General features: G+C 71.0%; 14 protein-coding genes. 8 read left to right on the forward strand and 6 right to left on the reverse strand.

Annotation, left to right across the window (positions count from 1 at the left end; translation table 11 throughout):
* Window positions 1-4: 4 nt before the first annotated feature.
* Window positions 5-475, reverse strand: a complete 471-nt coding sequence (locus LHJ74_RS17110; RefSeq protein ID WP_260218901.1) for an enoyl-CoA hydratase/isomerase family protein — start codon at window positions 473-475, stop codon at window positions 5-7.
* On the opposite strand from LHJ74_RS17110, the gene LHJ74_RS17115 reads away from it, so the two are divergent.
* Window positions 474-782 carry a helix-turn-helix transcriptional regulator gene (locus tag LHJ74_RS17115; RefSeq protein WP_260218902.1) on the forward strand — a complete coding sequence of 103 codons (309 nt, stop codon included), beginning with the start codon at window positions 474-476 and terminating at the stop codon, window positions 780-782. The two genes, LHJ74_RS17110 and LHJ74_RS17115, sit on opposite strands and share 2 nt — an antisense overlap.
* 102 nt (window positions 783-884) lie before the next feature.
* Here the strand turns inward: LHJ74_RS17115 and LHJ74_RS17120 are convergent, their stop codons facing one another.
* Both LHJ74_RS17120 and LHJ74_RS17125 read right to left on the reverse strand, forming a co-directional pair.
* Window positions 885-2,072 carry a DUF2786 domain-containing protein gene (locus tag LHJ74_RS17120; RefSeq protein WP_260218903.1) on the reverse strand — a complete coding sequence of 396 codons (1,188 nt, stop codon included), beginning with the start codon at window positions 2,070-2,072 and terminating at the stop codon, window positions 885-887.
* An 83-nt stretch (window positions 2,073-2,155) separates the two neighbouring features.
* Window positions 2,156-2,692, reverse strand: a complete 537-nt coding sequence (locus LHJ74_RS17125) for a hypothetical protein (protein WP_260218904.1) — start codon at window positions 2,690-2,692, stop codon at window positions 2,156-2,158.
* A gap of 151 nt (window positions 2,693-2,843) precedes the next feature.
* Here LHJ74_RS17125 and LHJ74_RS17130 point away from each other — a divergent pair, with 151 nt between their 5' ends.
* Entirely contained in the window at window positions 2,844-3,434 is a 591-nt protein-coding gene (locus LHJ74_RS17130; protein WP_260218905.1) for a hemerythrin domain-containing protein, read from the forward strand.
* Here the strand turns inward: LHJ74_RS17130 and LHJ74_RS17135 are convergent.
* Window positions 3,431-4,297: a phytanoyl-CoA dioxygenase family protein gene (locus tag LHJ74_RS17135; RefSeq protein ID WP_260218906.1), complete on the reverse strand. Its 867-nt coding sequence runs from the start codon at window positions 4,295-4,297 to the stop codon at window positions 3,431-3,433. The genes LHJ74_RS17130 and LHJ74_RS17135 overlap by 4 nt on opposite strands.
* A gap of 152 nt (window positions 4,298-4,449) precedes the next feature.
* Between LHJ74_RS17135 and LHJ74_RS17140 the strand changes: the two genes are divergently transcribed.
* The 5 genes from LHJ74_RS17140 to LHJ74_RS17160 all read left to right on the forward strand — a co-directional run bounded on the left by LHJ74_RS17140 (window position 4,450) and on the right by LHJ74_RS17160 (window position 8,533).
* On the forward strand, window positions 4,450-5,466 hold the full coding sequence (locus tag LHJ74_RS17140) for a LacI family DNA-binding transcriptional regulator (protein WP_260218907.1): 1,017 nt from the start codon (window positions 4,450-4,452) through the stop codon (window positions 5,464-5,466).
* An 82-nt stretch (window positions 5,467-5,548) separates the two neighbouring features.
* Complete coding sequence (gene ku, locus LHJ74_RS17145) at window positions 5,549-6,565, forward strand: non-homologous end joining protein Ku (protein ID WP_260218908.1); 1,017 nt, start codon at window positions 5,549-5,551, stop codon at window positions 6,563-6,565.
* A gap of 71 nt (window positions 6,566-6,636) precedes the next feature.
* Complete coding sequence (locus tag LHJ74_RS17150) at window positions 6,637-6,813, forward strand: hypothetical protein (RefSeq protein ID WP_260218909.1); 177 nt, start codon at window positions 6,637-6,639, stop codon at window positions 6,811-6,813.
* The gene (locus LHJ74_RS17155; protein ID WP_260218910.1) at window positions 6,794-8,107 is read left to right on the forward strand and encodes an FUSC family protein; all 1,314 of its coding nucleotides are present in this window, start codon (window positions 6,794-6,796) and stop codon (window positions 8,105-8,107) included. The genes LHJ74_RS17150 and LHJ74_RS17155 overlap by 20 nt, the downstream gene beginning before the upstream one ends.
* A 102-nt stretch (window positions 8,108-8,209) precedes the next feature.
* Window positions 8,210-8,533: a plasmid stabilization protein gene (locus LHJ74_RS17160; RefSeq protein WP_260218911.1), complete on the forward strand. Its 324-nt coding sequence runs from the start codon at window positions 8,210-8,212 to the stop codon at window positions 8,531-8,533.
* A 26-nt stretch (window positions 8,534-8,559) separates the two neighbouring features.
* Here the strand turns inward: LHJ74_RS17160 and LHJ74_RS17165 are convergent, their stop codons facing one another.
* Complete coding sequence (locus LHJ74_RS17165) at window positions 8,560-9,201, reverse strand: TetR/AcrR family transcriptional regulator (RefSeq protein ID WP_260218912.1); 642 nt, start codon at window positions 9,199-9,201, stop codon at window positions 8,560-8,562.
* A gap of 121 nt (window positions 9,202-9,322) precedes the next feature.
* Between LHJ74_RS17165 and LHJ74_RS17170 the strand changes: the two genes are divergently transcribed.
* On the forward strand, window positions 9,323-10,798 hold the full coding sequence (locus LHJ74_RS17170) for an MFS transporter (protein ID WP_260218913.1): 1,476 nt from the start codon (window positions 9,323-9,325) through the stop codon (window positions 10,796-10,798).
* Between the two features lie 15 nt (window positions 10,799-10,813).
* Here LHJ74_RS17170 and LHJ74_RS17175 read toward each other — a convergent pair whose 3' ends face one another.
* Window positions 10,814-11,656: a helix-turn-helix domain-containing protein gene (locus tag LHJ74_RS17175; RefSeq protein WP_260218914.1), complete on the reverse strand. Its 843-nt coding sequence runs from the start codon at window positions 11,654-11,656 to the stop codon at window positions 10,814-10,816.
* Between the last annotated feature and the right edge of the window lie 11 nt (window positions 11,657-11,667).

Consider the following 11,667-nt stretch of genomic DNA (forward strand, 5'->3'; position numbering starts at 1 on the left):
TGGGCTACGCGAGCCCGTCGAGCAGTTCTTCCAGAGCGAGTTCGCCCTCGCGGGTCTGGGCACCGGCTGCTACCGCTCGCCCCATGCGCTCGACGACCGGCTGCGGAGCGGGGTAGACCTTGGCGTGCGCCTGGGCCTCCTCCGTCAGGTCCGGCACCGGGCCGCTGGCTTCGGCGGCGTCGATCGCCTGCTTCGCCGCTTCGGCGACACCGGCCGTAAGTGCGCCGATCCGGTGCGCGAGTGAGTCCACGAACACGTCCAGCTCGTCCGGAGCGAGGGCACGGTTGATCCAGCCGTACCGCTCGGCCATGCCGGTGCCGAACAGTTCCGCACCGAGGACGGCCTCGAGCGCGCGGGCGCGGCCGACGAGCCGGGTGAGGTACTGGGTGCCGCCGCCGGGGAAGATGCCCATCCGGGTCTCCGGCTGGGAGAGCCAGGTCTCGCCGGCTGCGGCGAAGCGCATGTCGGCGGCCATGGCCAGCTCGGCGCCCCCCTGGACCACCGAGACGCTCGCGGCTGCCCTGGCCGTGTCCCGCTCCACCTTCACCCGGCGTTTCCAGGACGCCACCGGCAAATCTCCGGGCGCCTACCTGACGCAGTGGCGCATGGATCTCGCCGCCCGCCAACTGCGAGACACCGACGCCAAGATTGAGACGATCGCCCGGTCCGTCGGATACACCTCCGTCTACGCCTTCAACCGGGCGTTCAGCCGCACCAGATTCTTGCCCCCGGCGCGCTTCCGCCTCGGCTCCCGGCAGTCTGCGACGGCCGCCGGAGGCTGACGCCCGCGCTTGCCCGGACTGCCCGGTGTCACCAGACGCTTGGGTCGCCGGCCCGCAGGGCCGTGCCGCGAGAAGGCCGCCCGCTGAGGTGGCCCGGCGGGATTACCGGGCGGGACGGCCGGTCCCGCCGGACACCTCGGCCCGGCCCGGCCGGAGGGCTGCCCGGTCGGCGGCTTCGGTGCCGCGGTGCCAGCCGGCCGCGTCGGTGACTCCGCGCACTCTGGTGGTCACCGTCTCGGGGAACATCTGCTCCATGCGGTCGGTCACGGCCACCTCGCGGCCGGCGAGGACCGGCAGCAACGAGCTCTGCTCCGCCGCCACTTCGTGGGCGACGGCACGGAGCCGGTCCCCGATGTGCTGGGCATAGGCGGCGAGGAAGGACTGGCGGAAGGTCCTGGTGCGCTTGCGGCCCGCCTTGCGCGCTTCGCCCTCGGACCGGCTCATCGCGCTGTGCGCCTGGACCAGGAGCGAGGTGTACAGCAGCTCCACCGCGTCCAGATCCGACTCGAAACCGACGACGGTGGTGAAGCCGAGCGAGCTGTTCCAGACAGCCCGGCACCCGTTCGCCGTGGCGACGGCGTCGAGCAGCACCGCCTTCGCCGTCTCGTACGGGGCGTCCACGCCGATACGGCAGACGGCGGGCTCGTCGGCAGCCGGACGCCGGGCGGCGAGCAGCGCCTCGTCCACACTGTGCCGCGCCATCAGCTCCTGCGCCTTGGTGCTGAGCGCCTCGGCCTCTTCCGGGTACGGCGTCGCCTCGGCCTTGGCGAGCAGGGCCCGGATGCGGGCGAACGTCTTCGGTTCGCCGGCGACGGGAACGGCCGGTGCCTGGCCGGGGACGGGGCCGGCGGGTTCGATCCGGGGCAGTCCGGTGAGCAGGCGATACAGCTCAAGGACGGTGGTCGCCTGCGCGAAACGGCTCGGGGCGGGAGCCGTGGCGGCCTTCTCCTCGGCCGCGAGCCGCCTGAGCTGCTCCGGCCAGCGATGCGGCAGTGCCGTGCCGTACCGCCGCGTCTCGGAGACGATCAGGCGCGCCGCGATCCTCAGGTGGTCCTCCCCCAGCCGTCCGCGTACCGCGCGCGCCACGTCCGCGGGCTGCCATCCGTACTGCCAGGCCCTGCGCACGAACTCCTCGCCCCTGCGCGCCAGTTCGGCATCGCTGGTGGAGTCTGCGGCCAGCAGCGAGGCGGCCGTGTCGAGGGCGGAGTCCAGGTCCTTTCCGCCAGGGGTGCCGGTGTCGGTGGCAAGGGCGGCGGCGAGGGCACGGTCGACGGTGGAGTGCTGAGGCATGGTCCCGGTACAGAGTGATCGAAGGGGGCGGAGGAGGAAGCGGTGGTGGAGGACACCAGCATGACACTCGTCCGGCGGGCCCGTCACGAAGTGCGTGGGCCGCTCCCCGTCACGCCGGCCGGAGCCGCGTCCAGGCGCCCCTGGGCCGGAGAGACCGGCATACCCCCGCCGGAGGTGAGCAGGGCCAGCAGCAGTGCGGCGCCGGCCGCGCTGAAGACGGACAGGCTCAGCGGCGCCTCGGGGTGCCGGAAGAAGAACATGGAGAGGCCGAAGATCAGCAGCAGCCCACCGCTGGCCAGGGCCGCCCAGCGGCAGGCAACGCCGGTCAACAGAGCGAGTCCGAGGACCAGTTCGGCCACGGTGGCGATCGAGGCGACGATGGTCACCATCCAGTCGGACAGGTACGGCGTGAGCTCGCCCGCGTAGGAGACGTACGCGTCGAGGCTGCCCCAGGCGACCTCACCGGTGTCCGGCGGGCCCCAGAGGCCGAACCGGTCGGCGACGGCTGACAGGAAGCCCGCGGCCAGGGCCAGCCGGGCGAAGAGGATGAGGGTCTTCCAGACGATGGTGTGCTGGTCGAACCGCTGGATCGCATGCTTGACGAGGCGGACCAGGCGCATTTCGGGGGTGTGCTCCGTTCAAAGGCCCGTACGGGAGGATCGCTGAGTACGAGGAGAGGCAGGACCTCTTCGCAGCTTAGGCGCGGCGCATAAGCACCGGATCAGCCGATCGCACGCCAGGTCGAATAGCAGGCGCACATGCGTGTGAAGGGTGTGCGCGGCTCCCCGGCCGTATCCGCCGCGGTCGGCCCGCCTCAGTTCCGGTGCGCGCACAGGAAGCCGTCGACCACCTGCTCGACGTACTCGGCGGTTCCGAGAAGTCCTGACCATCCACCACCGGGCGGAGGACTCCCACCTGTGGCCGGTACTGCGCCCGAAGGTCGCGGGAGAGCCCGAGAGGGAGAGGCTGCTGGACGAGATGGACGCCGAGCACTCCGTCCTCGACCCCCTGCTCGCGAGCGTCGGCGCGGCGCTGGCCGGCCGGCGCCGCCAGGAGGTGGCCCCGCTCCTGGACCAGGCCACCGAGAAGCTCACCGCCCACCTCGACCACGAGGAGAAGGACACCCTGCCGCTCATCCAGGAAGTCATGACCGTTGCCGAGTACGACGCCTTCGGTCAGGAGCAGCGACGCATGCTCGGACTCAGGGCCGGGTCGGCGTTCCTCCCGTGGGTGCTGGACGGGGCCTCCGAGGAAACCCGCCGGACGGCTCTCGGCGCCCTGCCACCCCCGGTCCGGCTGATCTACCGGGCGGTGTGGAAGCCGCGATACGAACGCGGGACGCGGCGCGGCACTGGGCTCTAAGGTCCCTCGATTGTGTGCTTCTGCACGAGGGGTGCGAGCTCGTCAACGACGGGGCAGGGCAGATGGGCGCGGACCCGCTGCGGAAGGGATTCCCAGTAGGCGGGCGTGACCGCCATGTCGTGGTGCGCGTCGTTGCCCGCCCCCGGGGCGTCCACGCCCAGTACCAGTACGGGCCGGGAGGCCGCCGAGTGGTTGGTGGTGCCCCGGTGCACGGTCAGGGCCGAGCGGGCCGAGATGTCCCCGCGTCGCGGGTACTTCCGCACGGCCTGGGACTCGTAGCGGGGGAAGTCGGCGCGGGGCGGGAACATGCCGTGCGCGAAGTGCTCGCCCTCCTCCCACTGGGTGCCGGGGGCGATTTCGAAGGGGCCCATGTTCTCCTCGGTGTCGACGGCGGTGAGGTTGAAGGCGAGCGAGGTGAGGCGCCGCTCCGTCCTGGTGGGTTCGGGCAGGGGGAAGTCCCGGTGCCAGGGCTGGTTGACGGCCCCGGCGAAGGGGATGTCGAAGCCCAGCTCGACGATCGCGTACTCGGGGCCGAGCACTGCCTCGCAGACGGACCGGACCCAGGGGTGGTCCACGAGATCGACGAAGCCGCGCATCTGCTCGGGGTGGATCTCGACGTAGTAGCGGTGTGGTCCGCGACCCACTGCGCCGCCGGGGCGTTGCCTCGCTTCGTCGAAGGCGGCCTCGATGTCCTCGCGGAGGCGGTCGGCCCACTCCGTACGGAAGGCTCCACGCCGAGCGGTGACGCCGTCCGTGTACAGCTCGTGACGGGCCGCGGCGACGGCCTCCGGCGTGACGACGGTGTCGCGGGCGGCATTGTCGGCGGTGTCGGTGTGCGCAGCTGCCGCGCGGTCAGCAGTCATCGGGGTTCTCCTTCTGTTTCACCTCGGGCAGAGGAACACGGCAGCCACTCTGCAACGTTGCAATCATCGTGGCAAGATGTGTGGAGTGGTTTTCTGTTCCCCCACCCACCGGCGTGGGATGATCAGAGCGCGGGCACCGAGGGAGAGCGAGCGTGGCAGCGAAACTGAAGGACGTGGCGGCACGGGCCGACGTCTCCGTGCGCACGGTGTCGAACGTCGTCAGCAACGCCGCCCCCGTGGCACCGGCGACCCGCGAGCGCGTACTGAAGGCGATCGAGGAGCTGCGCTACCGCCCCAATCTCGCGGCGAGGAATCTGCGCCAGGGACGCACGGGGCTGATCGGCCTGGCCATACCGGAGGTCCGCTCGCCGTACTTCGGCGAGATCGCCGAACTGCTGATCGACGCCGCCCAGGAGCGGGGCTGGACGGTGCTGATCGACCGTACGGGCGGCCTCGCGGCCCACGAACGGCGCCTGCTCGCCGACGGCCCCGACGCACACTCCGTCGACGGCATGATCCTCAGCCCCTGGGCGCTGACCGCCGACGAGCTCGGCCGCCGCAGTGCCACCACCCCGCTGGTAGTCCTCGGCGAGCGCGACCCCAAGGGCACAGCCGACCACGTGGTGGTGGACAACGTGACGGCAGCGCGCGAGGCCACCACGCACCTCGTCCAGCTCGGCCGCCGGCGGATCGGCGCCATCGGCCTCCAGCCGCAGCTGAGCAACGGCACGGCCGAGCTGCGGGCCAGGGGCTACCGCGCGGCGCTCGCCGCCGCGGGGCTGGCCCGCCCACCGGAACTCACCCGGACGGTCTCCACACTGCACCGCGCGGAGGGGCACCGGGCCATGCGTGAACTGCTGGCCGCCCCCGTCAGACCGGACGCGGTCTTCTGCTTCAGCGACGAGCTGGCCCTGGGCGCGCTGCGCGCCGTCCACGAACACGGCCTGACCGTCCCCGGAGACGTCGCACTCGTGGGTTTCGACGACATCGAGGACGGCCGCTACTCCACCCCCACCCTCACCACCATCGCCCCGGACAAGGCGCAGATCGCCGAACGCACCCTGCAGTGCCTGGCCGACCGGATCTACGGGCGCCTCGGCCACCTACCCGCACGCCATGTGACCGCCCCCCACGAACTCCTCATCCGCGACAGCAGCTCCTCTCCCTGACCGCATGCGCCGCCCACATGCCGGATCGGTACAGATCAGGTGAAAATGGTCATGAGCTGGTAAGTCTTTGCGAGGAGACGCCATGGCGCGGGCGGTTTGGTCGGGATCATTGACGTTTGGCCTGGTCAGCGTGCCTGTGCAGCTTGCCACGGCCACCAGCTCGCACACCGTCCACTTCCGGCAGCTGGAACGCGGCACCGCGGACCGGGTGCGCAACCGCCGGGTCAACGAGCGGACCGGCAAGGAAGTCCCCTACGACAAGATCGTCAAGGGATACGAAACCGACGAGGGCGAATATGTGATCGTCGAGCCGGAAGAGCTGGACGAGATCACACCGGGCCGCTCGAAGACCATCGAGATCTCCGGCTTCGTCGAACTGGACGCCATCGACCCGGTCTTCTTCGACACGACCTACTTCCTCCAGCCCCGCAAGGAGCATGCGAAGACCTACGGGCTGCTACGGGACGCGCTCGCTGAGACGAACCGGGCGGGCGTCGCCACGATGAGCATGCGGCAGAAGGACTACCTCGTCGCCGTGCACGAGCAGGGCGGGGTGCTGGTCATGCACACCCTGCACTGGGCGGACGAGGTCCGGGACCCGCACGAGACGCTCGACAACCTGCCCTCCGGCTCCCCCGGCACGTCCAAGGAGCTGAAGATGGCCACTCAGCTGGTCGAGACCATGGCCGCCGAGTGGAATCCGGAGGACTTCCACGACCGCACCCATGAGCGGGTGAGGGAGCTGATCGAGGCCAAGCGGGCCGGGGAGTCGGTACCCAAGGGCAGCGAGCCGCCGGAATCGACGAACGTGGTCGATCTGATGTCGGCTCTGGAGGCGTCCGTTGACAAGGCCCGCTCCGGCCGGAAGCAGAAGAAGGGCAGCAGCACGAAGACCGGCGGCGCGAAGAAGACGAAGGCGGAGGGGAAGGAAAAGGGAAAGCAGCAGCGGAAGGCGAAGTCCGGGGGCGAGGACTGGGCCGGGCTGACGAAGGACGAGCTCTACCAGCGGGCCTCAGAACTCAACGTGACCGGTCGCTCCCGCATGAACCGCGACGAGTTGCAGGAATCCGTCGCGAACGCCGCCCAGCAGGCCGCATGAGCCGGGACGGTTAGCGGGGCGGGCACAAGGAACCCGGAACCCGGTTTGCACGCGTGAGGAAGGGATCGGCGATGCCACACCAGGACCAGCCGCACGCGCCCGACGCGGAAGCGCCCGAGGAGGTACGGGAGGCCCTCACCCCGGTCGGCGGGGAGGAGTCGGACGACGAGCGTGCGGGCGAGGCGGGCGACGCGTTGAGGCGGTACGAGAAGGCCCAGGAGTGGGCGCATGGCGAAGCGCCGGACTGAGCCCGTCGGCGAAGAGGAAGCGGAACCGAGTGGCAAGGAGCCTCGCTGTGACAGCGAGCCAAGAGGCTGGAGCGGACTCGTGGCGGACGGCGGCACCCGGCTAGCCGACTGGTGGGAGCAGGCGCGGCACGGCCCCAGGCGGGGGAAGGCGCGTCTGCAGCGCGCGGCGCAGTACTCGGGACCGGAACGGGAGACGCTGCTGCTGCTGCTCAAGAGCCTGGTGGCCGGTGTGTTCTCCTGGGGCCTCGCCCAGTACGTGATCGCCTCGCCGCAGCCGACGTACGCTCCGTTCACCGCGCTGTTGGTGGTGCAGTCCACCGTCTACCGTTCGCTGCTCTACTCCACCCAGTACATCCTGGCGGTGATCTTCGGCGTCCTGGCCGCCGGAGCTGCTGGCCCGCTGCTGGGCGTCAACGTCGCGGCCTTCGCCGCGATGCTCGCCGTCACCCTGGCCATCGGCCGCTGGCAGCGGCTCGGCCCTCAGGGCCTGCAGGTCTCCGTCGCCGCTGTCTTCGCGTACAACGCGCTGTCGGGCGCCCAGACGTCGATGCTCTGGGAGATCGTCATGATGGCGCTGCTGGGTGCGGGCGTCGGTGTCTGCGTCAGCCTGTTGATCCTGCCTCCCCTGCGCTACCGCACCGCCGCACAAGGCGTCCAGAGTCTCTCGGCCGCCCTCGCCACCCTGCTGCACGACATGGCGGAGGGACTGGAGGACGGGCTGCCCGAACGAGGAATGCTCGCCGAGTGGCTCTACCGCGCCCGGCAGCTCGACAGCACCGTGGCCAGTGCGCGGCACGCCGTCGAGACCGGCGCCGAGAGCGTCCTCTACAACCCGCGCCGCATGGTCTCCCGGCGCGTACCGGTCACCTTCTCCGGCTACCGCACCTCCACCGAAGCGCTCGGCCGCGCCGCGGAACAGCTCCGCAGCATCGCGTACGCCCTGCTGCGCATGTGCGACTCCGAGGGTGAACTCTGCCCCGACGACCGCTACCTGCGCGCGTACGGCGACCTGCTGGAGATCGCCTCCCGCGGCGCGGGAGCGATCGGGGCGACCGACGACGCCGACGGAGGCAACGCCCTGCGCCGGGCGCTGGACGACGGATACACCCGGCACAGCGATCTCACGGCGTCGGTCGGCGACAGCTCCGCCTGGCCCAGCCATGGGGTGCTGCTCACGGACGTCTACCGCCTGCTGGAGGAGTTCGACCACGCGCACACGCAAGGTTCCATCGAGATCCCGGCACGTCGTGACGGCGGTGCCCGCCGTGGGCAGGCGGGTGAGCCGGGCGGGTGAGCCGTTGAGGTGAGAGACGTGAAGCAGGTGTGAGCCGGCGACGCGGGTGTTACCCGCTTCTGCAGGAAGGACTCAGCGCAGTCCACCGACCGAGGAGGAACGATGCCGGCAGGTTCGAACGCCAAGCGCGAACGCCAGTACGAGCACATCAAGGAGGGTGCCGAGGAGCGGGGTGCCTCCACGGGCCGCGCGAAGGAGATCGCCTCGCGCACGGTGAACAAGGAACGCGCCCAGAGCGGTGAGTCACGGCGCGCCTCCCGCACGTCCACCAAGGACAAGCCCGCGCCTCAGCGCGGCGGTGAGCGCTCACACAAGGGCCCCGTCAGTCCGACCCGCGACCAGCTCTACAACGAGGCCAAACAGCGCAACATCGAGGGGCGCTCCAAGATGAACAAGGAGCAGTTGGAGGAAGCCCTGGGCCGCTGACCCCCGGGGCCGCCACCGGAGAGGCCCTAACCGGCCACCGGGGCGAGCCAGAGGCCGGTGACGGCGTCGATGAGCCCGCTCGCGTAGTCGTCCCAGCTGGACCGGGCAGTCGGAGCGTTGTCGGCCAGCGACCGCTCGCGCTCCGCGAGCATGTGCACCAGCAGGGTCCGTGTCATGTCACCGCGTTCGAGCCGCACGGAAACCGGCAGGCTCGGCAGGCAGCGGTTGAGCCCGTGGAGCGTCTGCTCGATCGACGGCCCGAACGCCTCGTCGATCGCGAGCTCTCGGAGCACCGGATCCGTGGTCAGCTGGGCGGCGAACCTCGCATACCAGCTGGGTGAGCCCAGTGCGTCCAGGTGCCGGCTGCTGGGGCGCACGAGGCAGGCGACCCAGTCGCGTACGTGCGGGGAGTCGGCCGTCTCGGCCAGCAGCGTGGTGCGCAGCTCGTCGATCTGGTCCGCGTGTCTGCGGATGATGGCCCGCAGCAGATCCGTCTTGGTGCCGAAGTGGTAGCCGACGGCGGCGTTGTTGCCCTGCTCGGCGGCTTCGCTGATCTGGCGGTTGGAGACGGCGAACACGCCTCGCTCGGCGAACAGCCGCTCGGCCACCGTGAGGATCGCCTCGCGCGTCCCCTCCGCTCGTGAGGTCCGGCCCGTCTTCTGGCTCATTCGTGACTCCCTTCACTCGGCGGCCGTGTGCGTTCAGTAGACGCCTCCTGCTAACTTCAGTCAAGCGACTGAATTAAAAGCACGCCGAGCGCGTGCACACATCCAACGAGCAGGAGGACCAGTGGCAGTCAGTGCCTCACCGCGGGCCACAGAGGGTGGCCGGGAGCCGGCGGGCAGTTTGGTCTGGGTCCTGGCGTTGTCCGGGGTCGTCGTCGCGCTGATGCAGACGATGGTCATCCCCCTGGTGGCGGACCTTCCCCGGCTCCTGGACGCCTCAGCGGCCGACAGCACCTGGGTCATCACCGCCACCCTGCTCGCCGGGGCCGTCGCCACCCCCGTCACGGGCAGGCTCGGCGACATGTACGGCAAGCGGCGCATGCTGCTCGCCAGTCTCGCCCTGCTGGTGGCCGGCTCCGTCGTCAGCGCTCTCAGCGACAGCCTGCTGCCGATGGTCGCCGGGCGCACCCTTCAGGGTCTGGCAGCCGGCGTCATCCCGCTGGGTATCAGCATCATGCGCGACGAACTGCCCGCTGACCGGCTCGGGACGGCGACGGCCCTGATGAGCGCCTCGCTGGGCATCGGCGGAGCGCTCGGCCTGCCCATCGCGGCCTTCCTCGCCGAGCACGCCGACTGGCACGTGCTGTTCTGGGGAGCTGCCGGCATCGGTGTGCTCGCCACCGTGCTGGTCGCCACGCTGGTCCCCGCCTCACGAAACCCCACCGGCGGACGTTTCGACCTGCCCGGCGCCGTCGGACTGTCGACCGCTCTGATGTGCCTGCTGCTGGCCATCTCCAAGGGGGCGGCCTGGGGCTGGGGCAGCGCCCTGACCGTGGGGCTCTTCTGCGCCTCTGCCGCCGTCCTGGCACTGTGGGGCTGGTGGGAGCTGCGGACGCCGCAGCCGCTGGTGGACCTGCGCACGACCGTCCGCCGTCAGGTGCTGCTCACCAACATCGCCTCCGCCGTTTTCGGATTCGCGATGTTCGCCATGTCCCTCGTCCTGCCCCAGATCCTCCAGCTGCCGAAGAGCACCGGCTACGGACTGGGCACCTCCATGGTGACCGTGGGCCTGGTCATGGGCCCGTCCGGCCTGGTCATGATGGCCGTGGCCCCGCTCTCCGCCCGTATCTCACGGACCCGGGGGCCCAAGGTGACGCTCATGGCCGGTGCCGTGGTGGTGGCCGCCGGGTACGGACTGGGCATCGCCCTGATGTCCGCCGTCTGGCAGCTCGTGCTCGTCTCCTCGGTGATCGGCGCCGGCATCGGGCTGGCCTACGGCGCCATGCCGGCCCTCATCATGGCCGCCGTGCCCGTCTCCGAAACCGCAACGGCAAACAGCTTCAACACCCTGATGCGGTCCATCGGCACGTCCGTGTCCAGCGCCGTGGCGGGTGTCGTGCTCGCCCAGATGACCGTCTCCCTCGGGCCGGTCGCCGTACCCTCCCAGGACGGCTTCCGCCTCGTCATGGCCATCGGGGTCGGTGCCGCCCTCGCCGCGCTGGCCATCGCGGCCTTCCTGCCCGGAGCGCACCGCAACAGCCCGGCGCCCTCCCAGCCGGCTCCGAAACCCGCGCCCGCCACCGCGCCGACCGAGGGCTGACGCGCCCCCTGGGCGTTACCGGCTCGCCATGTCCTGGGTGCCGATGACGGAGAGCAACTCCAGCTGGGCGGCGCCCTGGGTGCCCGGTGGGGCGGTGAACCACAGCAGACGCTGGCGTCCGTCCTCGCTGAACAGGCTGTGGCAGTCCAGCTCGATGACGCCCAGCGCGGGGTGGACGATGCGCTTGTGGTCGTTCCTCCGGAGGGCGACATCGCGGGTTTCCCACAGTGCGGCGAACTCCTCGCTGCGCCGCCGCAGCACGGCCACCAGGCCAGCCACCTCGGTGTCCCGGCCGCGCCGGGCGGCGACGGCCTGGAGGTCGGCGACGAAGACCCGCGAGTGGTGCGGGTGCTCGTCCGGCGGATAGATCGCACGGGCGCCCGGATCGGTGAACCAGCGGTAGACGAAGCTCGCCGCCGTGCCGCGTACCGCCGGAGGTCTGCCGACGAGCGCGGCGGCCAGCGCGTTCTGGACGAGGATCTCGTGCAGGTCGGTGATGACCTGCGCCGGAGTGGTGGTGAGGCGGTCCAGCAGGCCGAGCAGGGCGGGCTGCACGTGCGCGGTCGGACTGTGCGCCGCAGGAGGGACGGGCCGCTCGGCGAGGTGGAACAGGTGGTCGCGTTGGTCGCCGTCCAGGCGGAGCGCCCGGGCGAGGGCGGCCAGCACCTGAGCGGAGGGCTGGGCGCTGCCGCGTTCCAGCTCGGTGTAGTAGTCCGCCGACAGGCCCGCCAGCTGGGCGACCTCCTCGCGCCGCAGGCCCGGGACCCGGCGCCTGGGGCCGGTGGGCAGACCGACGTCGGCCGGCCGGATCCGGTCGCGCCGGGACTTCAGGAAAGCAGCGAGTTCGGGAAGGTTCACTCCACCATCGT

The organism is Streptomyces gossypii (genome assembly GCF_025165795.1).
GTDB classification, from domain to species: domain Bacteria; phylum Actinomycetota; class Actinomycetes; order Streptomycetales; family Streptomycetaceae; genus Streptomyces; species Streptomyces gossypii.